Origin of the sequence: Streptomyces microflavus (genome assembly GCF_014650075.1) — a bacterium.
GTDB lineage: Bacteria > Actinomycetota > Actinomycetes > Streptomycetales > Streptomycetaceae > Streptomyces > Streptomyces microflavus.
On record NZ_BMUG01000001.1, the window covers coordinates 596839 to 618134 of the forward strand.

Genomic DNA, 21296 nt, shown 5'->3' on the forward strand with positions numbered 1-21296 from the left:
CCCGAAGATCGTCACTCCGCCACAGAGCGGCCACTCCGCCCCGGGAGCCCGACAACCCTCACCCCGCCCCGAACCGCTCAGCCAGCGACCCCCGCTGCGCCCGGACGAACGCCGCGTCCACCACCGCCCCGTGCCCCGGCACGTACACCGCGCCCTCGCCGCCCAGTTCGAGCAGCCGGTCCAGGGCGGCCGGCCAGCGGGAGGTGATCGCGTCCCGGCCCGCCTGCGGCTCGCCCGACTCCTCCACCAGGTCCCCGCAGAGCACCACCGGAGGCTCGCCGTCCGTCCCCGGCACCAGCACCGCGAGGTCATGGCCGCTGTGACCCGGGCCCACGTTGGCCAGCAGCACCTGACGGCCGCCGCCCAGGTCGAGGGTCCACTCGCCGGTCACCTCGTGGTGCGGCACCACCAGCGTGTCCACCGCCCGGTGCGCCTCCTCCTCCGCGAGCCCGTGGTGCACGGCCGACCCGGCCAGCTCGTCCGCCGAGCGCCGCAGCAGGGCGGTGATGCCCACTGCCCCGTACACCTGGGCCCCGGCGAACGCCGCCGTACCCAGCACATGATCGAAGTGGGGGTGGCTCAGTGCGATATGCGTCACCCTCCGCCCGAGCAGGGCCTCGGCCTGCCTCCGCAGCTCGACGCCCTCGCGCAGCGTCGAGCCGGTGTCGTACAGCAGCACACCGCCGGGCCCGGCGACCAGCGCGACCGTGGCGTCCCAGCCCGGCAGGCGACGCCGCCCGATACCGTGGCCCAACCGCTCCCAGCCGAAGTCTTCCCAAGAGACGTCCATGGGACGACGCTATCGGGGCGACCCGCACGGTCCGGCGGCGGCGTGGCCGGTCGCCCTTGCCCCTGCCCCACCCCACCCCCGTACACTGACCGGGGGGTAACTGGCACTCGGACGCACCGAGTGCCAACAGGCACCGGGAAACAACAGCTGGAGGTGTGCGCCATGCTCAGCGAACGCAGACTCGAAGTGCTGCGCGCCATCGTCCAGGACTATGTCGGCACCGAGGAGCCCGTCGGCTCCAAGGCGCTCACGGAACGGCACCAGCTCGGGGTCTCCCCGGCCACCGTCCGCAACGACATGGCGGTGCTGGAGGACGAGGGCTTCATCGCGCAGCCCCACACGAGCGCGGGCCGCATCCCCACCGACAAGGGGTACCGCCTCTTCGTCGACAAGCTCGCCGGCGTCAAGCCGCTCTCCTCGCCCGAGCGCAGGGCCATCCAGAACTTCCTCGACGGCGCGGTCGACCTCGACGACGTGGTCGGCCGGACCGTACGGCTGCTCGCGCAGCTGACCCGGCAGGTCGCGGTCGTGCAGTACCCCTCGCTGACCCGCTCGACGGTCCGGCACGTGGAGCTGCTCTCGCTCGCCCCCGCCCGGCTGATGCTGGTCCTGATCACGGACACCGGCCGGGTCGAACAGCGTATGATCGACTGCCCCGCGCCCTTCGGCGAGGCATCGCTCGCGGATCTGCGGGCCCGGCTCAACAGCCGGGTCGTCGGACGCCGCTTCGCGGATGTCCCGCAGCTGGTGCGGGAGCTGCCGGAATCCTTCGACAGCGAGGACCGGGGAACGGTTTCCACGGTCCTTTCCACCCTCCTCGAAACCCTTGTCGAGGAGACGGAGGAGCGGCTGATGATCGGCGGCACCTCCAACCTCACCCGCTTCGGGCACGACTTCCCTGTGATGATCCGGCCGGTGCTGGAAGCACTGGAGGAGCAGGTCGTCCTGCTGAAGCTGCTCGGTGAGGCCACGGACTCAGCCATGACCGTACGGATCGGGCACGAGAACGCCCACGAGGGCCTCACGTCCACGTCCGTCGTCGCGGTCGGCTACGGTTCGGGCGACGAGGCAGTCGCCAAACTCGGCGTGGTCGGACCGACCCGCATGGACTACCCCGGAACGATGGGAGCGGTACGCGCAGTGGCACGTTACGTCGGACAGATCCTGGCGGAGTCGTAAGTGGCCACGGACTACTACGCCGTACTCGGCGTGCGCCGCGACGCATCTCAGGACGAGATCAAGAAGGCATTCCGTCGGCTCGCACGCGAGCTGCACCCGGATGTCAACCCGGATCCGAAGACCCAGGAGCGGTTCAAGGAGATCAACGCCGCTTACGAGGTGCTCTCGGACCCGCAGAAGAAGCAGGTCTACGACCTCGGCGGCGACCCGCTCTCCGCCAACGGCGGTGGCGGCGGCGCGGGCGGTTTCGGAGCCGGTGGCTTCGGCAACTTCTCCGACATCATGGACGCGTTCTTCGGAACGGCCTCGCAGCGCGGGCCCCGCTCGCGCACCCGCCGCGGCCAGGACGCCATGATCCGGCTGGAGATCGACCTCTCCGAGGCGGCCTTCGGCACCACCAAGGACATCCAGGTCGACACGGCCGTCGTCTGCAACACCTGCAGCGGCGAGGGCGCCGCCCCCGGCACCTCCGCCCAGACCTGTGACATGTGCCGCGGCCGTGGCGAGGTCTCGCAGGTCACCCGGTCCTTCCTGGGCCAGGTCATGACCTCGCGCCCCTGCCCGCAGTGCCAGGGCTTCGGCACGGTCGTGCCCACCCCGTGCCCGGAGTGCGCCGGCGACGGCCGCATCCGCTCGCGGCGCACGCTCACGGTCAAGATCCCCGCGGGCGTCGACAACGGCACCCGTATCCAGCTCGCCGGTGAGGGCGAGGTCGGCCCCGGCGGCGGCCCGCCCGGCGATCTGTACGTCGAGATCCACGAGCTGCCGCACGCCGTCTTCCAGCGGCGCGGCGACGACCTGCACTGCACGGTCACCATCCCGATGACCGCCGCGGCCCTCGGCACCAAGTGTCCGCTGGAGACCCTGGACGGCCTGGAGGAGATCGACATCCGGCCCGGCACCCAGTCCGGCCAGTCCGTCCCGCTGCACGGGCGGGGCATCACCCACCTGCGCGGCGGCGGCCGGGGCGACCTGATCGTGCACGTCGAGGTGACGACCCCCTCCAAGCTCGACGCGGAACAGGAGCGGCTCCTCCGGGAGTTCTCCAAGCTGCGCGGCGAGGAGCGGCCCCTGGGCCAGTTTCAGCCAGGTCAGCAAGGGCTCTTCTCCCGGCTGAAGGACGCCTTCAACGGCCGCTGAAGCGTTTTCCGCCTTTCACCGCACCGCCCATCGGTTCCGTACCGGTGGGCGGTGCGGCGTTCGGAGGGAGAACCGGTCACGCCGAACGCTGGCTGATTCGGCCCCTGTGCGGCCGACGTGGCACGATGCCGTCATGTCCTCCGCGTTGACCGATCTCTGCCGGTATCCGATCGTGCAGGCCCCCATGGCGGGCGGCGCTTCCGGACCTCAGCTCGCCGCGGCCGTCGCCGAGGCGGGCGGGCTCGGATTCCTGGCCGCCGGGTACAAAACGGCGGACGGCATGTACAACGAGATCAAACAGCTGCGCCGGCTCACCGGCGGCCCGTTCGGCGTCAACCTCTTCATGCCGCAGCCCGCGCTCGCCGACCCCAGCGCCGTCGAGGTCTACCGCCACCAGCTCGCCGGAGAGGCCACCTGGTACGAGACCCCGCTCGGCGACCCCGACGGCAGCGGCGACGACGGGTACGAGGCGAAGGTCGCCATCCTGCTGGAGGACCCCGTCCCGGTGGTCTCCTTCACCTTCGGCTGCCCCACCCGCGACACCCTCGACGCCTTCGCCAAGGCCGGGACGCACACCATCGTGACGGTCACCTCCGCCGAGGAGGCCCAGGCCGCCCAGTGGGCGGGCGCCGACGCCGTCTGCGTCCAGGGCTTCGAGGCGGGCGGCCACCAGTCCACCCACCGCGACGACCCGCAGGCCGACCACACCGGCACCGGGCTGCTCACCCTCGTCACCCAGGTCCGCGAGACCGTGCAGCTCCCCATCATCGCGACGGGCGGCCTGATGCGCGGCTCACAGATCGCCGCCGCCCTCGCGGCGGGCGCGGACGCCGCCCAGCTCGGCACCGCCTTCCTGATCTGCCCCGAGTCCGGTGCCCACCTGCTCCACAAGCAGGCCCTGACCAACCCGCTCTTCGTCCGCACCGAGCTGACCCGCGCCTTCTCCGGGCGCCCCGCCCGCGGCCTGGTCAACCGGTTCATCCGCGAACACGGCCCGTACGCCCCCGCCGCCTACCCCCAGGTCCACTACGTCACCAGCGGGCTCCGCCAGGCCGCCGCCAAGGCCGGGGACGCCCAGGGCATGGCCCTGTGGGCGGGCCAGGGCCACCGGATGGCCCGCGAACTGCCCGTCGGCGAGCTGATCGAGCTGCTCGCCGCCGAACTGGAGGCCGCCAGGTCGGCCCTGAGCATGAGGAGCCCCCGGTGACCGCACCGGTCTTCGTCGTCGAACGGATGCCCACCGGAGCGGAGTTCGTCCTGGAGGGCCCCGAAGGGCGGCACGCCGTCTCCGTGAAGCGGCTCCAGACCGGCGAGGAGGTCGTCCTCACCGACGGCCTCGGCCACTGGGCGGACGGCACCGTGCGCGCCGCCGAGGGCAAGGACCGCCTCACGGTCACCGTCCGCGGAGCCGTCCAGGAGGAGCCCGAGCCCGCGCCCCGGATCACCGTCGTCCAGGCGCTCCCCAAGGGCGACCGGGGCGAACTGGCCGTCGAGACCATGACCGAGACCGGCGTCGACGCGATCGTGCCGTGGCAGGCCGCCCGCTGCATCACCCAGTGGAAGGGCGAGCGCGGCGCCAAGGCCCTGACGAAGTGGCGCAGTACGGCACGGGAGGCGGGCAAGCAGTCCCGCCGGGTGCGCTTCCCCGAGGTGACCGAGGCCATGACGACCAAGCAGGTCGCCGCCCTCCTGGCCGGTGCCGACTTCGCCGGGGTCCTGCACGAGGACCGCGACCACGACAGCACCCCCCTCGCCACCGCCGAACTCCCCGCCACCGGAACGATCGTCCTCGTCGTCGGCCCCGAGGGCGGCGTCTCCCCGCAGGAGCTGGCCGCCTTCGCCGAGGCGGGCGCCCGCCCCTACCGGCTGGGCCGCAGCGTGCTGCGCACCTCCACCGCGGGGACCGCCGCGGCCGCGCTGCTCCTCGGACGCACCGGCCGCTGGGGCTGAACGGCCCCGGCGGACCGGCGTTAACATGCCCGTGTACTGATCACCAGCGAACGAGGAGGCCCGGCGCCATGGCGGGAGAGCCGCAGACCGACTGCCTGTTCTGCAAGATCGTCTCGGGAGACATCCCGGCGACCATCGTCCGCGAGAGCGACACGACCGTCGCCTTCCGCGACATAAACCCGCAGGCCCCGACCCACGTCCTGGTCATCCCCAAGGTCCACTACCCGGACGCCGCGACGCTGGCCGCCGCCGAACCGCAGATCGCCGCCGACGTGCTGCGCGAGGCCGGAGCGGTCGCCGCCGACGAGAAGGTGGACGGCAGCGGCTACCGGATCATCCTCAACACGGGCTCCGGCGCCGGCCAGACCGTCTTCCACGCGCACGCCCACGTCCTGGGCGGCCGCGGCCTCCAGTGGCCCCCCGGATAACGCCCGCCCCGTAGGAGCCCCTCCCATGTCCGTACGCGAGCTGGTGGTGCTCGGCACCGCCAGTCAGGTCCCCACCCGGCACCGCAACCACAACGGCTACCTGCTGCGCTGGGACGGTCAGGGCATCCTCTTCGATCCCGGCGAGGGCACCCAGCGCCAGATGCTGCGGGCCGGGGTCGCCGCGCACGACATCGACCGGATCTGCATCACCCACTTCCACGGCGACCACTCCCTCGGGCTCGCCGGGGTGATCCAGCGCATCAACCTCGACCAGGTGCCGCACCCCGTCACCGCCCACTACCCGGCGAGCGGGCAGCACTTCTTCGACCGGCTGCGGTACGCCACCGCCTACCGCGAGACCGTCGAGCTGACCCAGGCCCCGGTCGCCGGAACCGGCGGGGCCCTCGCCACCACCCCCGCGTACACCCTGGACAGCCACAAGCTCTCGCACCCCGTCGAGTCCTACGGCTACCGCCTCACCGAGCCCGACACCCGCCGCATGCTGCCCGCCCTCCTCAAGGAGCACGGCATCGCCGGACCCGATGTCGGCCGTCTCCAGCGTGAGGGCGTCCTCGGCGGCGTAACCCTGGAGCAGGTCTCCGAGCACCGGCGCGGGCAGCGGTTCGCGTTCGTCATGGACACCCGCCTCTGCGACGGGGTGTACGCGCTCGCCGAGGAGTGCGACATGCTCGTCATCGAGTCGACCTTCCTCGACGAGGACGAGAAGCTCGCCACCGACCACGGCCACCTGACCGCCGGACAGGCCGCCCGGGTGGCCAAGGAGTCGGGCGTACGCCACCTCGTGCTGACCCACTTCTCGCAGCGCTACAGCGACCCCGAACTCTTCGAGACCCAGGCCCGCGCCGCCGGGTTCGACGGCGAACTCACCGTCGCGCAGGACCTGATCAGAGTCCCGCTCCCTCCTCGGCACCAGCAACACTGAACCACCGCAGTCCGAAAAAGCCGCACCACCGTTTGCGAGACACCGTGCACCTCCCCAAGGCAGAACTCCACCTCCACATCGAAGGCACCCTCGAACCCGAGCTCGCCTTCGCCCTCGCGGAACGCAACGGGGTGACCCTGCCGTACGCCACCACCGACGAACTGCGCAGGGCCTACCAGTTCGACGACCTCCAGTCCTTCCTGGACCTCTACTACGCGCTCATGGCCGTGCTGCGCACGGAGGAGGACTTCACCGAACTCGCCGACGCCTACCTGGCCCGCGCCGCCGCCCAGGGCGTCCGGCACGCCGAGATCTTCTTCGACCCGCAGGCCCACACCGCCCGCGGTGTCCCCATCGGCACGGTCATCGAAGGGCTGGGCCGGGCGCTGGAGCGCAGCGAGGAGACCCACGGCATCTCCACCCAGCTCATCCTCTGCTTCCTGCGAGACCTCTCCGCCGAAGCCGCACTCGGCACCCTCGACGCCGCCCGGCCCTATCTGCACCGGATCAGCGCGATCGGCCTGGACTCCGCCGAGGTCGGCCACCCGCCCGCCAAGTTCCGCGAGGTGTACGAGGAGGCCACCGCGCTCGGACTGCGCAAGGTGGCCCACGCGGGGGAGGAGGGGCCGCCGGAGTACATCCGGGAGGCCCTGGACGTCCTCGGCGTCGAGCGCGTCGACCACGGGCTGCGCTGCATGGAGGACCCGGAGCTGGTGGCGCGGCTGGTCGCGGACCGGGTGCCGCTGACGCTCTGCCCGCTCTCCAACGTGCGGCTGCGCACGGTCGACACGCTCAAGGACCACCCGCTGCCGGAGATGATGGCAGCCGGGCTCCTGTGCACGGTCAACTCCGACGACCCCGCCTACTTCGGCGGGTACGCCGGGGACAACTTCGACGCCGTACGCGACGCCCTCGCCCTGGACCCGGAGCAGCTGCGGACCCTGGCCCGCAACTCCTTCGAGGCGGCCTTCCTCGACCACGACGAGGAGCGCCGGGCGCGCTACCTGTCCGAGGTCGAGGCGTACGCGTTCGACTGACCGGGCCCGCCGTCCGGACCGGCCGTCCGGATCGCGCTGCGCACCAGCCGCCTGCGCCGTACGCGGAGTTCGGTGACGGCCTGCTCCGGTGAGCCGAGCTTCGGCACGGCACCGGACAGGCTGCCGGTGGTGGCGGCCAGCAGGGCGGCCGGGGCGCCACCGCGGCGGCGGACCGAGCCGGGCACCAGCGGACGCCCACCGGTGTGCAGGGCCACGGCGGTGACGGGCGCGGCGACCAGCAGCGTGGCCGCGCCCAGGATCAGCCCCATCGCCGGGTAGCCGGCCTCCTCGGAGAGCACGCTGCCCAACAGCGGGCCGCACGCCACGCCCACGGAGGAGGCCGAGCCCGCCAGGACCGCCCAGCGGCCGCGTACGTCCAGGGAGGCGGCCAGGCCGATCAGGTAGGAGAGGACCACCGGGTAGACGGTGTTCCACATGATCTCGCCGGTCGCGAACGAGCCGAGGTCCCGGGCCGAGGAGCTGACCACGATGGACCCCGCGATGACCACGGTTCCCAGCCCGATCGGTACCGCCCTGCCCAGCCGCGCGCCGAGCACCCCGGCGCCCATGACACCCAGCAGGCCCGCACCGAGGGCGGCGGCGAAGACCGCGCCGACGGTGACCTCGGTCAGCCCCGCCTGGACGACACCGATGCGGCTGCTGACGCCCCACAGCGCGTTCTGCGCCATGGACCAGACGAGCATGCCGCCCGCCAGGACGAGACCGGAGCGGCGGTGCGGCAGCCGGCCGGTGATCTGCGAGGCCGACTCCTCGGTGGCCGTGGGGCCGTTCAGCCGTGCGGTCGCGGGCCAGACGAGGAGGGCGACCAGGGCGATCGCGGCGAACGGGAGCCGGTGGCCGCCGCCGAGGTGCGGGATCGTCAGATAGAGGGCGCCCGCCGTGGCGGAGACGGTGAGCAGCCCGAGCGAGGACGTCCGGTGCGGGTCGCGCTGCGCGGCGATCCCGGCCGCGGCGACCGCCGTCGCCGCCCCCGAGCCGAAGCCGCCGACCACCACGGCGAGCACCACCAGCGGCACGGACCCGGCCAGCGCGGCACAGCCGTACCCCACGACGGCCAGCACCAGACCGGCGCGGGCCGGGGTGCGGGACCCGTACCGCTCGACCCGGCCCGCCAGGGTGAAGCCGGCGCTCGCCGAACTCAGCAGCAGAGCGCTGCCGACCAGGCCCGCCTGCGCGGGACTCAGCCCGAGATGCACGCTGAGGCGGCCGACGATGGTGGGCAGCAGATAGGAGGCGAGGTAGCCGGCGGTGAAGACGGCGACCAGGGGCCACGCGGCGCGGGGGCGCGAGGACATGGGCGTTCCTGATGACATGCCTGAGCAGGCAGGGGGGAGGGGGAGGCAACGCGGGGCGCACCCGAGAAGGGCAGCGCGAAGCAAGCAGGGGAATGCGAAAATACGGGGAGGGGTATGGCGGGATAAGCGGAGATACGGGGAAGTGCGGCTCTCGTCGGACAACGTCCCCGAAGGTGCTCGCGGGGCAATTTGTATCAAGCGCTCCCGGCCGACCGAAAGCCGCCCCGATGTGATCTGGGTCACTTATGCGTTTATGCGCTCCGGGCCCGGGTAGCAGCGCATGTTTATGCAGGTCAGGATCGGCTGTCGGCCCTCTTTTCATCGGCGGGGGAGGCCCCGCCCCCCGCCCCGAATCGGGCAGACTGGCCGGATCTCACACTGTCCAGATCTGCCGCACGGCCGGGGAGCGCACGGTGAGCACTGACACTCCAGGGATCGACCCGCTGCTGGCGCTGCGCGCCCCGCAGGACCCCGCCTGCGACGTCTTCCTGACGGGCACGGTCTTCCTCGACATCATCTTCACCGGCCTCGACAGCGCCCCCGTGCGCGGCACCGAGTCCTGGGCCCGCGGGATGGGCTCCAGCCCCGGCGGCGTCGCCAACATGGCCACCGCGCTGGCCCGGCTCGGCCTGCGCACCTCCCTCGCCGCCGCCTTCGGCGACGACCACTACGGCGAGTACTGCTGGGACGCCCTCGAACAGGGCGAGGGCATCGACCTGTCGATGTCGCACACCGTCCCCGGCTGGCACTCCCCGGTCACCGTCTCCATGGCGTACGAGGGCGAGCGCACGATGGTCTCCCACGGCCACGAGGCCCCCGCCCCTCCGGCCGTTCCTGGGCAGGCCCCCACCGCCCCGAACCCGGCGTTCCCCCAGTGCCCGCCCCGCGCCCGCGCGGCCATCGCCTCGCTCGTCCCCGGCCGCAGCGAACCCTGGGTGGCCACCGCTGCCCGGCACGGCGCGCTGATCTTCGCCGACGTCGGCTGGGACGAGACCGGCCGCTGGGACCTGGACGCGCTGCCCGACCTGACGCACTGCGAGGCGTTCCTGCCCAACGCCGAGGAGGCGATGCGCTACACCCGCACCGACTGTCCGCGCGCCGCCGCCCACGCACTGGCCGAACGCGTCCCGCTCGCCGTGGTCACCCTGGGCGCCGAGGGCGCGTACGCCGTCGACGGGCGCACCGGGGTCAGCGCCCAGGTGCCCGCCATCGAGGTGGAGGCGCTCGACCCGACCGGCGCCGGGGACGTCTTCGTGGCCGGATTCGTCACCGGCACCCTCGCCGACTGGCCGCTCGCCGACCGGCTCGCCTTCGCCGGGCTGACCGCCGCCCTCTCGGTCCAGGAGTTCGGCGGCTCCCTCTCCGCACCCGGCTGGGCCGAGATCGCCGCCTGGTGGCAGCGGATCCGCACCTGCGAGAGCCAGGACCCCACCGCCCTGGAGCGGTACGCGTTCCTGGAGGAGCTGCTCCCCACCACGGCCCGCGCCTGGCCGCTGCGGCGCGCGGTCCCCACGATCGGCTTCCGCCAGTGAACGGGCGGCGGACTCCTCGTACACGCGGCCGGTAAAAGGACTCTGCGTTGTCACTGCCAGGTCGTAGGCTTGGTAATCCAGAGGTTGTCGAGCAGCGAGAACCCTGCAACGGGAGGTATGCGCAGGCCCTAGGGCCGGCCCATGACTCAGACACCCACACAGCCGCAGGCGCGTGCCCAGATCCGGATTCCGGCCGCACACCCCATGGTGATGCTCCTCGGATCGGGTGACTCGCTGTTGCGCGTGATCGAAGAGGCCTTCCCGGCGGCCGACATCCATGTCCGGGGCAACGAGATCAGCGCCACGGGCGAGGCGGCCGACGTCGCCCTCATCCAACGCCTGTTCGACGAGATGATGCTCGTGCTCCGCACCGGAGCGCCGATGACGGAGGACGCAGTGGAACGGTCGATCGCCATGCTCAGGGCGGCCGGCACCGGACAGGGAGAGCCCCAGGGCGAGACGCCCGCCGAGGTGCTGACGCAGAACATCCTCTCCAGCCGCGGCCGCACCATCCGCCCCAAGACGCTCAACCAGAAGCGGTACGTCGACGCGATCGACGAGCACACGATCGTCTTCGGGATCGGCCCGGCGGGCACCGGCAAGACCTATCTCGCCATGGCCAAGGCGGTCCAGGCCCTGCAGTCCAAGCAGGTCAGCCGCATCATCCTGACCCGCCCCGCGGTCGAGGCGGGGGAGCGGCTCGGCTTCCTCCCGGGCACGCTCTTCGACAAGATCGACCCGTATCTGCGCCCGCTCTACGACGCCCTGCACGACATGCTCGACCCGGACTCGATCCCGCGGCTGATGGCGGCGGGCACGATCGAGGTGGCACCGCTGGCGTACATGCGCGGCCGAACGTTGAATGACGCGTTCATCATCCTGGACGAGGCGCAGAACACCAGCGCCGAGCAGATGAAGATGTTCCTCACCCGCCTCGGCTTCGACTCCAAGATCGTCGTCACCGGTGACGTCACCCAGGTCGACCTGCCGAGCGGCACCAAGAGCGGGCTGCGGCAGGTCCAGGACATCCTGGAGGGCCTGGACGACGTGCACTTCTCCCGTCTCACCTCGCAGGATGTCGTCCGGCACAAGCTCGTCGGCCGTATCGTCGACGCGTACGAGAAGTACGACAGCCGAAACGGTCAACAGGACGGTCAGGCGGACGGCCGGGAAGACGGCCGACGCGACCGCCGAAAAGGGAAGTAGTCGCAGCGCACCATGTCGATCGATGTCAACAACGAGTCCGGAACCGAGGTCGACGAGCAGGCGATCCTCGACATCGCCCGCTACGCACTGGCCCGGATGCGGATCCACCCGCTGTCCGAGCTCTCGGTGATCGTGGTGGACACCGACGCCATGGAGCAGCTGCACATCCAGTGGATGGACCTCCCCGGTCCGACCGACGTCATGTCCTTCCCGATGGACGAGCTCCGTCCGCCGGCCAAGGACGAGGAGGAGCCCCCGCAGGGGCTCCTCGGTGACATCGTGCTCTGCCCGGAGGTCGCGAAGAGGCAGGGCGAAGAGGCGCCGACGCAGCACTCCATGGACGAGGAGCTCCAGCTCCTGACCGTCCACGGGGTGCTGCACCTGCTGGGGTACGACCACGAGGAGCCGGACGAGAAGGCCGAGATGTTCGGCCTCCAGGCCGCCATCGTGGACGGCTGGCGCGGTGAGCACGGGCTCACCGGTGCGTCCCCCGCCCCCACCGTCTCGTGATCGCGCCCCTGATCACCGGCGCCGTCCTGCTGGTCGTCGTCGGCTGGCTGGCCGCCTGCGCCGAGGCGGGCATCGCCCGTACGTCGAGTTTCCGGGCGGACGAGGCGGTCCGGGCCGGGCGGCGCGGCAGCGCGAAGCTGGCGCAGGTCGCCGCCGACCCGGTGCGCTATCTCAACGTCGCCCTGCTGGTGCGGGTCGCCTGCGAGATGTCGGCCGGGGTGCTGGTCACCTACGTCTGCCTGCAGAAGTTCCCGGAGACCTGGGAGGCGCTCGCCTTCGCGATGGGCGTGATGGTCCTCGTCAGCTATGTCGCCATCGGGGTCTCCCCGCGCACCATCGGCCGCCAGCACCCGCTGAACACGGCGACCGCCTCGGCGTACGTGCTGCTGCCGCTGGCCCGGATCATGGGCCCGATCCCGCAGCTGCTGATCCTCATCGGCAACGCGCTCACCCCCGGCAAGGGGTTCCGCAAGGGCCCGTTCGCCAGCGAGGCCGAGCTGCGCGCCATGGTCGACCTCGCGGAGGCGGAGTCGCTGATCGAGGACGACGAGCGCCGCATGGTGCACTCCGTCTTCGAGCTGGGCGACACCCTGGTGCGCGAGGTGATGGTGCCGCGCACCGACCTGGTCTCCATCGAGCGCTACAAGACGATCCGTCAGGCCCTCACCCTCGCCCTGCGCTCCGGCTTCTCCCGGATCCCGGTCACCGGGGAGAACGAGGACGACATCGTGGGGATCGTCTACCTCAAGGACCTGGTCCGCAAGACCCACATCAACCGCGAGTCCGAGGCCGACCCGGTCTCCACCGCGATGCGCCCGGCCGCCTTCGTCCCCGACACCAAGAACGCCGGGGACCTGCTGCGCGAGATGCAGCGGGACCGCAGCCATGTCGCCGTCGTCATCGACGAGTACGGCGGCACGGCGGGCATCGTCACCATCGAGGACATCCTGGAGGAGATCGTCGGCGAGATCACCGACGAGTACGACCGCGAGCTGCCGCCCGTCCAGGAGCTGGAGAACGGCTGCTACCGGGTCACCGCCCGGCTCGACATCGGGGACCTCGGCGACCTCTTCGGGCTCGACGAGTACGACGACGAGGACGTGGAGACCGTCGGCGGGCTGCTCGCCAAGGCGCTCGGCCGGGTCCCGATCGCCGGTGCGTCGGCCGTCGTAGAGCTGCCCGACAGCCGAAGGCTCCGGCTCACCGCCGAATCCCCGGCCGGCCGCCGGAACAAGATCGTCACGGTGCTGGTGGAGCCCGAGGAGAAGGAAGCGGAGACGGAGACGGTATGACGCCCGAGCGGCTGCGCGCCTTCTGCCTGGAGTTCAACGCGAGCGTCGAGGAGTTCCCGTTCGGGCCCGAGACCTCGGTCTTCAAGGTGCTCGGCAAGCTCTTCGCCCTCACCGCCCTGGACGCGCGGCCGCTGACGGTCAACCTCAAGTGCGACCCGGACGAGGCCGTCCGGCTCCGCGAGGAGCACCCGGCGGCGATCGTGCCCGGCTGGCACATGAACAAGCGCCACTGGAACACGGTGACCGTCTCCGGCATCCCGGACAAGCTGCTGCGCGAGCTGATCGAGGACTCCTACGACCTGGTGGTCGCCGGACTCCCGAAGGCGGAGCGGCTGAAGCTGGACCGGCCGTAGGGAACACAGGAGTTACGTGGACGGGCCCGCTCCTCCCCCGTGGGGAGCGGGCCCGTCCACGTACCGGCACAGGGGTCAGCTGCGCCGCAGCCCCGCCGCCACCGCCGCGCCCGCCGCCAGCAGGACGGCCGCCGCGATCGCCACCACCGTCCGTACGCCGTCGAACAGCCCGCCCTGCGTCGTCGCCAGCACCCCCAGCAGCGGGATGCCGACCGTCAGCCCCACCTGCTGGGTCGTGGTGACCAGACCGGTCGCGAGCCCCTGCTCCTCGTTCGGGACACCGGACGTCACGGTCAGGCCGTACGCGATGATCGCGCCCAGGTGGCACATGCTCGCCAGGGACACCGCCGCCGTCGCCAGCCAGACCCCCGCATCCGTGCCGAGCCCCAGCAGTGCACCGATGAACAGCCCCTGGCCCAGCAGCGACACCACCAGGGTCCGGCGCGCGCCGATCCGGCCGATCAGCCTCGGCGCGTACATCCCCGCCACCACCGACAGCACGCCCTGCACCCCGAAGACGAGCCCGGTGGCGAACGGGGAGAGGCCCAGGACCTCCTGGAGGTAGAGCGTCAGGACGAAGACGACGGTGGACATCATCGAGAAGGTGATGAGCCCGCCCAGATTGCCGAACGCCACCGTCCGCCGCCGCAGCATCGGCAGCGAGACCAGCGGGGCCGCCGCACGGGACTCCACGACCACGAACGCGGCCAGCAGACCGACGCCGAGGACCAGGGCGACCAGCACGTCCGCGCGGCCGAAGCCGTGCTCCGCCGCCGTCGTCAGGGCGTAGATCAGCGCCAGCAGTCCGCCGGTGACGGCGACCGCGCCCGGTACGTCGAGCCGGGGACGGTCCGGCGTACGCGACTCCTCCAGCACCTTCGGGACCAGTACCAGCACCACCACCGAGGCCACGGTCAGCAGGCCCATCGTGGAGCGCCAGCCCAGCGTGTCGGTGAGGACGCCGCCCGCCACCATGCCCACCGTGAAGCCGAGCGAGAGCAGGGTCCCGCTGATCCCGAGCGCCCGGTCCCGCAGCGGGCCCTCCGGGAACGTGGTGGTCAGCAGGGACATCCCGGTCGGCACGATCACCGCTGCCCCGAGGCCCTGGAGGGCCCGCCCGGCGAGGAAGGAGGCCGGGTCCCAGGCCAGGGTCGCCAGCAGCGAGGAGGAGCCGAAGAGGGTGAGCCCGGCGAGGAACAGCCGGCGCCGCCCGTACAGATCGGCGATCCTCCCGAACAGCAGCAGGAACCCGCCCGACGGCAGCGCGAACGCGGTCACCGCCCACTGGAGCCCCGAGGTGGAGAGCCCCAGATCCGCACCGAGGACGGGCAGGGCCACGTTCAGTACGGAGAAGTCGAGCGCCACCATGAACTGGGCGGCGCACAGCACGAAGAGGACGAGCCGGGCCCGGCCGGAGAGTCGTGCCGGGGGCGCGGGGGCAGGGGCCGGGGAGCGTGGGGGAGCCGAGGTGACAGGGGTTGCAGGGGTTTCGATCGCCATGGCCCCCACCCTGCGGCGGCCGGAATATCCGTGGGGAGCGGGAACTTATCCTGTTGCCCGCACCACCAGGCAGGCGCACCACGACACAGGGGGAGTACGTGGCCACACCGGCCCGGCAGGCGACGGACGGCACCAGAACCCGGCAGGCGACGGACGACACCAAGGCCCACCGGCTCGCGGAGCTGCGGGAGTTCCTCAGGAGCCGCCGGGCGCGCGTCACCCCGGCCGCCGCGGGCCTCCCGGACGGCGGCGCCCGCCGGCGTACGCCCGGTCTGCGCCGGGAGGAGGTCGCCGTCCTCGCGGGCGTCGGGGTCTCCTGGTACCAGTGGCTGGAGCAGGGCCGCGACATCACCGTCTCGCCGCAGGTGCTGGACGCCGTGGCCCGGGTGCTCCGCCTCAGCAGCGCCGAGCGCCGCCATCTGTACGTCCTCGCCGGGCTGAACGCGCCCCCGCTGGAGGTCGATCCGGCGCACGCCGACATGTGCGACGGGCTGACCCGGCTGATCGAGGCGTGGATGCCGTACCCGGCTCACATCATGGACCGGTACTGGAACACCGTCCTCCACAACGACGCGGCCGCCGCGGTCCTCGGTATGCGCCCCGGCATCCGGCAGAACTGCCTGATCGACTTCTTCACCGACCCGGTCTACCGGGCGCGGACCGGGCCGAGCTGGGCGGCGCTCGCCCCGCAGGTGGTGGCCCAGTTCCGGGCGGCCTGCTCCGAGTGCCCGGACGACGACGGCTTCCGGGCCGTCGTCGAGGAGGCGAAGGCGGTCAGCGAGCTCTTCGCCGAACTGTGGGAGCGGCGCGACATCGTGCCCGCCGGGCAGAACCGCAAGGAGGTGGAGCACCCGCTCGTCGGGCGGCTGTTCCTGGAGGCGACCCAGCTGCGGGTGCCCGCCCGGCCGGACCTGGCGATCGTGCTGCACACCCCGCTGCCGGACACCGGGACCGAGGCCAGGCTCCAGTGGCTCGCCTCGCCCGAGGGGCGGCGCGGCTCGATGTACCCGGTGCCGGGGTGAGTGGGCCCGCGCGGTCCGGTGCTTCGTATGCTCGTGCCATGACCGACAGCACCGGCACCACCGACTCCACCGCCCTCGACGCCGAGGACCGCAAGATCGTCACCCTGGCGCGCAGCGCCCGCGCCCGCAACGGTGTGGCCGAGGGCGCCGCCGTACGGGACGAGACCGGACGTACGTATGTGGCGGGCACCGTGGCGCTGGAGTCGCTGAAGCTGAGCGCCCTGCAGACCGCCGTCGCGATGGCGGTCGCCAGCGGTGCCACCTCGCTGGAGGCCGCGGCCGTCGTCTCCGCCGCCGAGACCCCCGCCGACGCCGACCGCGCCGCCGTACGGGACCTGGGCGGACCGGAGACGCCGGTGCTGCTCGCGGGCCCGGACGGCACCCTGCGGCTGCGGGTCACAGCGGGCTGACGGGCCGGTCCGGGCGGCGGTTCCGTACGGCCTTCCGGCCCGTCCGCGGGGCCCTCCCGACCGGCCTTCCGGCGCGTCCGGGCGGACCGCTGTTCGGGAGTGCCGCCGCGATCGGGGAGAATGGTCGCCATGAGCGCTCGCCCGAACCAAGAATCCGCTGCCCAGCAGACGGAGACCACCTCCCCCCACCGGGCCGGCTTCGCCTGCTTCGTGGGCCGCCCCAACGCGGGCAAGTCCACCCTGACGAACGCTCTGGTCGGTCAGAAGGTGGCGATCACCTCCAACCGCCCCCAGACCACCCGGCACACCGTGCGCGGCATCGTGCACCGGGACGACGCGCAGCTGATCCTGGTCGACACCCCCGGCCTCCACAAGCCGCGCACGCTCCTCGGCGAGCGGCTGAACGACGTGGTGCGCACCACCTGGGCAGAGGTCGACGTCATCGGCTTCTGCCTGCCCGCCGACCAGAAGCTCGGTCCGGGCGACAAATACATCATCAAGGAGCTCGCGGGGATCAAGAAGACCCCCAAGATCGCCATCATCACCAAGACCGACCTGGTCGAGTCGAAGGCGCTGGCCGAACAGCTCCTCGCCGTCTCCGCGCTCTCCGACGAGCTCGGCTTCGAGTGGGCCGAGATCATCCCGGTCTCGGCGGTCAAGGACCAGCAGGTCGGCCTGCTCGCCGACCTCATCGCACCCCTGCTCCCGGAGAGCCCGCCGCTCTACCCGGAGGGCGACCTCACCGACGAGCCGGAGATGGTCATGGTCGCGGAGCTGATCCGCGAGGCCGCGCTGGAGGGCGTACGCGACGAGCTGCCGCACTCCATCGCGGTCGTCGTCGAGGAGATGCTGCCCCGCGAGAACCGTCCGGCGGACAAGCCGCTGCTGGACATCCACGCCAACGTCTACATCGAGCGCCCGAGCCAGAAGGGCATCATCATCGGCCCGAAGGGCCAGCGGCTGAAGGACGTCGGCACCAAGTCCCGCAAGCACATCGAGGCGCTGCTCGGCACGCCGGTCTTCCTGGACCTGCATGTGAAGGTCGCGAAGGACTGGCAGCGCGATCCCAAGCAGCTGCGCAAGCTCGGGTTCTAGGAGCCTCCTCCCGGGTTCCAGGAGCCTCCTGAAGAAAGCGCCGGTCTCACGCGCCCTCCTTGAGGATGCGTGAGACCAGCGTGCGCTGCGCCCCGGTCAGATCGGGGTCAGCGCAGTACACGGTGCGGTCCCCGACCGTGATCCGGTAGCGGAACCCGTCCGGCACCCCGGACGGCGGCGCGTCCGGGGTGGCGGCGAGGACCTCCTGGGCGAGCGACTCCCACTCCGTGGCGTCCTCCCGGCCCTCGGTGTCGACCTCGTGGTGGCGGGAGATGCCGGCGAAACCGCCGGTGCGGGTGACCTGAATCAGCATGGGGTCCTGTCTAGCCGGGGCCGGTCGCGGGCTCAAGCCCGCCTCGCTCCGGCCCGCTCACTCCGCCGTGGGAACGCCCACCTCGGACCAGGCCTTCAGCACCGCCTCCCGCTCACCGCGCTCGCCGAAGCGGTCGCCCGCCGCCGCGACCGTCAGCCGGGCGAACTCGGCGAAGTCCGCGGTGGCCGTCAGCTCGCCGCCGGTCAGCACGTCGAACCAGATCTGCCCGGCCCGCTCCCAGGCGTTGCCGCCCAGCGCGGTGGCCAGGAGGTAGAAGGCGCGGTTCGGGATGCCGGAGTTGATGTGGACCCCGCCGTTGTCCTCCTCCGTCTCGACGTACTCCTCCATCGACGCGGGCTGCGGGTCCTTGCCGAGCACATCGTCGTCGTACGCCGTGCCGGGGGCCTTCATCGAGCGCAGGGCGTCCCCGCTGACCCGGGGCGCCAGCAGCCCCGCGCCGATCAGCCAGTCGGCCTGCTCGGCGCTCTGGCCCAGCGAGTACTGCTTGACCAGCGAGCCGAAGACGTCCGAGACGGACTCGTTGAGCGCGCCCGACTGGCCCTCGTAGCGCAGGTTGGCGGTGTACTGGGTGAGGCCGTGGGCCAGTTCGTGGGCGATGACGTCGATGGCGTACGTGAAGTCGAGGAAGATCTCCCCGTCACCGTCGCCGAAGACCATCTGCTCGCCGTCGAAGAACGCGTTGTTGTACTCGTGGCCGTAGTGCACGGAGCCGATGAGCGGCAGGCCCTTGCCGTCGATCGAACTGCGCCCGTACGCGGAGAGCAGCAGTTCGAAGGTGGCGCCGAGTCCGGCGTACGCGCGGTTGACGCTGGCGTCCGAGGTCGGCTTCTGGCCCTCGTCACGGACCTGGCGGCCGGGCAGGGAGGTGCCGTTCTCGCAGTCGTACAGGGTGCGGTGGGGCTTGACGGGGACCGCGCCCGCCGTGGGGGTGGCGGGCGCGGCGGCCAGGGCCGTCAGCCGACGGCGGTTGCGGCGGAGGCCGTCGGCCTCCAGGGTGCGGCGGGCCGGATCGGCCAGCCGGGCGTCGCCGGAGTGCGACAGCTTGTCGAGGACGTGGGGCGGCACGATGGTGCAGAAGACAGGGTGGAGCCCGTCCTCATTGGTTCGAGGCTGCATGACATCGACTGTGGCACTCCGTCACCGCCCTGTCACTGGTTGCGACGATGATTGACGAAATGGAGTGATGAGTCACCGTTTTCCCCTCATCGATGCCCGGTCCCGCATACTGATACGGACCGACACCCCGGGCCACCCTCGGCTAGGCTCGTCGCATCATGCGTTTCGGGCTGCTTCTCCTTAGCTGCCGCGGCGAGGGCCTGTAGTCGTAGGCCGACCCCCTCCCCGCGGAGTCTGGTGCTGCAGCGAAACCGTCGGCCGTCCCCCGCTGGACCCCGAGGAGCCCTACGCCATGACGACGCCCGTGAACCCCGCCGGTGCTGTGAACCCCGCCGATAATGCTGTCGGCAGCCCCACCCCCGTCACCAACGCGACGCAGCTGCAGAAGCCGTCCGGGATGCCGGTCCACAAGTACCGCGGTTACGAGGCCGTGGACATCGCCGACCGCACCTGGCCCGACAACCGGATCACCGTGGCGCCCCGCTGGCTGTCCACCGATCTGCGTGACGGCAACCAGGCGCTGATCGACCCGATGTCGCCGGCCCGCAAGCGCGAGATGTTCGACCTGCTCGTACGCATGGGCTACAAGGAGATCGAGGTCGGCTTCCCGTCCTCCGGCGAGACCGACTTCGCCTTCGTCCGCTCCATCATCGAAGAGGGTGCGATCCCCGAGGACGTGACGATCTCCGTCCTGACGCAGGCCCGCGAGGAGCTGATCGAGCGGACCGTCGAGTCGCTGGTCGGCGCCCGCCGGGCCACGGTCCACCTGTACAACGCCACCGCCCCCACCTTCCGCCGGGTCGTCTTCCGCGGCTCCAAGGAGCAGGTCAAGCAGATCGCGGTGGACGGCACCCGGCTGGTCATGGAGTACGCCGAGAAGATCCTGGGCCCCGAGACCGTCTTCGGCTACCAGTACAGCCCGGAGATCTTCACCGACACCGAGCTGGACTTCGCCCTGGAGGTCTGCGAGGCGGTCTGTGACGTCTGGCAGCCCGAGGAGGGCCGCGAGATCATCCTGAACCTGCCCGCCACCGTGGAGCGCTCCACGCCCTCCACCCACGCGGACCGCTTCGAGTGGATGTCGCGCAACCTGTCCCGCCGCGAGTTCGTCTGCCTGTCGGTCCACCCGCACAACGACCGGGGCACCGCCGTCGCCGCCGCCGAGCTGGCCATCATGGCGGGCGCCGACCGCATCGAGGGCTGCCTGTTCGGGCAGGGCGAGCGGACCGGCAACGTCGACCTGGTCACCCTGGGCATGAACCTGTTCTCGCAGGGCGTGGACCCGCAGATCGACTTCTCGCAGATCGACGAGATCCGTCGCACCAGCGAGTACTGCAACCAGATGGAGATCCACCCGCGCCACCCGTACGCGGGCGACCTGGTCTACACCGCCTTCTCCGGCTCCCACCAGGACGCCATCAAGAAGGGCTTCGACGCGATGGAGAAGGACGCGGCGGCCCAGGGGAAGACGGTCGACGAGATCGAGTGGGCCGTGCCGTACCTGCCGATCGACCCGAAGGACGTCGGCCGTTCCTACGAGGCGGTCATCCGGGTCAACTCGCAGTCCGGGAAGGGCGGTATCGCGTACGTCCTGAAGAACGACCACAAGCTGGACCTGCCGCGCCGGATGCAGATCGAGTTCTCCCGGATCATTCAGGCCAAGACCGACGCCGAGGGCGGCGAGGTCACCCCGACGCAGATCTGGTCCACCTTCCAGGACGAGTACCTGCCGAACGCCGAGAACGCTGTGGCTCGATGGGGTCGCATCCAGCTGCGCTCCGGCCAGACCACCACCGACACCGACGGCACGGACACCCTGACCGTCGAGGCCACCGTGGACGGTACGGACACCGTGCTGACCGGAACGGGCAACGGCCCGATCTCCGCGTTCTTCGAAGCGCTGCAGGCCACCGGCATCGACGCCCGGCTGCTGGACTACACCGAGCACACGATGAGCGAGGGCGCCAGCGCCCAGGCCGCCTCCTACATCGAGTGCGCGATCGACGGCAAGGTGCTGTGGGGCATCGGTATCGACGCCAACACCACCCGCGCCTCGCTCAAGGCGGTCGTCTCCGCGGTCAACCGCGCCTCCCGCTGATCCGGCCGGGCGCCCCCTCGTACGGACGTCCGCTTTGACCCCGTA

Annotated in this window: 21 protein-coding genes; 16 read left to right on the forward strand and 5 right to left on the reverse strand. The window is 71.6% G+C overall.

Going from position 1 to position 21296, the window contains the following annotated elements:
- Positions 1-58: 58 nt before the first annotated feature.
- Positions 59-790, reverse strand: coding sequence for an MBL fold metallo-hydrolase (locus tag IE264_RS02495; protein ID WP_015608443.1), 732 nt, complete (start codon positions 788-790; stop codon positions 59-61).
- Positions 791-952: 162 nt separating this feature from the next.
- On the opposite strand from IE264_RS02495, the gene hrcA reads away from it, so the two are divergent.
- The 7 genes from hrcA to IE264_RS02530 all read left to right on the forward strand — a co-directional run bounded on the left by hrcA (position 953) and on the right by IE264_RS02530 (position 7467).
- A complete protein-coding gene (gene hrcA, locus IE264_RS02500; protein WP_015608442.1) occupies positions 953-1969 on the forward strand; it encodes a heat-inducible transcriptional repressor HrcA in 1017 nt (338 codons plus the stop codon).
- Positions 1970-3109 (forward strand): molecular chaperone DnaJ, encoded by a 1140-nt coding sequence (dnaJ, locus tag IE264_RS02505; RefSeq protein WP_015608441.1) that lies wholly within the window; start codon positions 1970-1972, stop codon positions 3107-3109.
- A gap of 133 nt (positions 3110-3242) precedes the next feature.
- Complete coding sequence (locus tag IE264_RS02510) at positions 3243-4316, forward strand: nitronate monooxygenase (RefSeq protein WP_032753235.1); 1074 nt, start codon at positions 3243-3245, stop codon at positions 4314-4316.
- Positions 4313-5059: a 16S rRNA (uracil(1498)-N(3))-methyltransferase gene (locus IE264_RS02515; protein ID WP_032753234.1), complete on the forward strand. Its 747-nt coding sequence runs from the start codon at positions 4313-4315 to the stop codon at positions 5057-5059. Before IE264_RS02510 ends, IE264_RS02515 begins: the two co-directional genes overlap by 4 nt.
- A gap of 68 nt (positions 5060-5127) precedes the next feature.
- Positions 5128-5487 (forward strand): histidine triad nucleotide-binding protein, encoded by a 360-nt coding sequence (locus IE264_RS02520; protein WP_015608438.1) that lies wholly within the window; start codon positions 5128-5130, stop codon positions 5485-5487.
- Positions 5488-5512: 25 nt separating this feature from the next.
- Positions 5513-6430 carry a ribonuclease Z gene (locus IE264_RS02525; RefSeq protein ID WP_032753232.1) on the forward strand — a complete coding sequence of 306 codons (918 nt, stop codon included), beginning with the start codon at positions 5513-5515 and terminating at the stop codon, positions 6428-6430.
- A 44-nt stretch (positions 6431-6474) separates the two neighbouring features.
- Positions 6475-7467 carry an adenosine deaminase gene (locus tag IE264_RS02530; RefSeq protein ID WP_032753418.1) on the forward strand — a complete coding sequence of 331 codons (993 nt, stop codon included), beginning with the start codon at positions 6475-6477 and terminating at the stop codon, positions 7465-7467.
- Here the strand turns inward: IE264_RS02530 and IE264_RS02535 are convergent.
- Positions 7431-8783 (reverse strand): MFS transporter, encoded by a 1353-nt coding sequence (locus tag IE264_RS02535; RefSeq protein WP_032753230.1) that lies wholly within the window; start codon positions 8781-8783, stop codon positions 7431-7433. The genes IE264_RS02530 and IE264_RS02535 overlap by 37 nt on opposite strands.
- A 413-nt stretch (positions 8784-9196) precedes the next feature.
- Between IE264_RS02535 and IE264_RS02540 the strand changes: the two genes are divergently transcribed.
- From IE264_RS02540 to IE264_RS02560, 5 genes are all read left to right on the forward strand, one after another.
- Entirely contained in the window at positions 9197-10315 is a 1119-nt protein-coding gene (locus tag IE264_RS02540; protein ID WP_032753228.1) for a carbohydrate kinase family protein, read from the forward strand.
- Between the two features lie 141 nt (positions 10316-10456).
- Entirely contained in the window at positions 10457-11521 is a 1065-nt protein-coding gene (locus tag IE264_RS02545; RefSeq protein WP_015608433.1) for a PhoH family protein, read from the forward strand.
- A 12-nt stretch (positions 11522-11533) separates the two neighbouring features.
- On the forward strand, positions 11534-12031 hold the full coding sequence (gene ybeY / locus IE264_RS02550) for an rRNA maturation RNase YbeY (RefSeq protein WP_015608432.1): 498 nt from the start codon (positions 11534-11536) through the stop codon (positions 12029-12031).
- Positions 12028-13323 carry a hemolysin family protein gene (locus tag IE264_RS02555; RefSeq protein ID WP_015608431.1) on the forward strand — a complete coding sequence of 432 codons (1296 nt, stop codon included), beginning with the start codon at positions 12028-12030 and terminating at the stop codon, positions 13321-13323. The genes ybeY and IE264_RS02555 overlap by 4 nt, the downstream gene beginning before the upstream one ends.
- Positions 13320-13676 (forward strand): MmcQ/YjbR family DNA-binding protein, encoded by a 357-nt coding sequence (locus IE264_RS02560; protein WP_015608430.1) that lies wholly within the window; start codon positions 13320-13322, stop codon positions 13674-13676. The genes IE264_RS02555 and IE264_RS02560 overlap by 4 nt, the downstream gene beginning before the upstream one ends.
- A gap of 75 nt (positions 13677-13751) precedes the next feature.
- Here IE264_RS02560 and IE264_RS02565 read toward each other — a convergent pair whose 3' ends face one another.
- Positions 13752-15176 (reverse strand): MFS transporter, encoded by a 1425-nt coding sequence (locus IE264_RS02565; RefSeq protein WP_032753224.1) that lies wholly within the window; start codon positions 15174-15176, stop codon positions 13752-13754.
- A 98-nt stretch (positions 15177-15274) separates the two neighbouring features.
- Here IE264_RS02565 and IE264_RS02570 point away from each other — a divergent pair, with 98 nt between their 5' ends.
- The 3 genes from IE264_RS02570 (at position 15275) to era (ending at position 17703) form a co-directional block, all read left to right on the forward strand.
- Positions 15275-16198: a helix-turn-helix transcriptional regulator gene (locus IE264_RS02570; RefSeq protein WP_015608428.1), complete on the forward strand. Its 924-nt coding sequence runs from the start codon at positions 15275-15277 to the stop codon at positions 16196-16198.
- A gap of 38 nt (positions 16199-16236) precedes the next feature.
- Positions 16237-16608 carry a cytidine deaminase-like protein gene (locus tag IE264_RS02575; RefSeq protein ID WP_032753222.1) on the forward strand — a complete coding sequence of 124 codons (372 nt, stop codon included), beginning with the start codon at positions 16237-16239 and terminating at the stop codon, positions 16606-16608.
- 120 nt (positions 16609-16728) lie between these two features.
- Positions 16729-17703, forward strand: a complete 975-nt coding sequence (gene era, locus IE264_RS02580) for a GTPase Era (protein ID WP_015608426.1) — start codon at positions 16729-16731, stop codon at positions 17701-17703.
- A gap of 46 nt (positions 17704-17749) precedes the next feature.
- Here era and IE264_RS02585 read toward each other — a convergent pair whose 3' ends face one another.
- Together IE264_RS02585 and IE264_RS02590 are read right to left on the reverse strand one after the other, a co-directional pair.
- On the reverse strand, positions 17750-18016 hold the full coding sequence (locus tag IE264_RS02585; protein WP_015608425.1) for a protealysin inhibitor emfourin: 267 nt from the start codon (positions 18014-18016) through the stop codon (positions 17750-17752).
- 57 nt (positions 18017-18073) lie between these two features.
- A complete protein-coding gene (locus tag IE264_RS02590; RefSeq protein ID WP_015608424.1) occupies positions 18074-19153 on the reverse strand; it encodes a M4 family metallopeptidase in 1080 nt (359 codons plus the stop codon).
- Positions 19154-19445: 292 nt separating this feature from the next.
- Between IE264_RS02590 and leuA the strand changes: the two genes are divergently transcribed.
- Positions 19446-21251 (forward strand): 2-isopropylmalate synthase, encoded by a 1806-nt coding sequence (leuA, locus tag IE264_RS02595; RefSeq protein ID WP_032753220.1) that lies wholly within the window; start codon positions 19446-19448, stop codon positions 21249-21251.
- Positions 21252-21296: the final 45 nt, after the last annotated feature.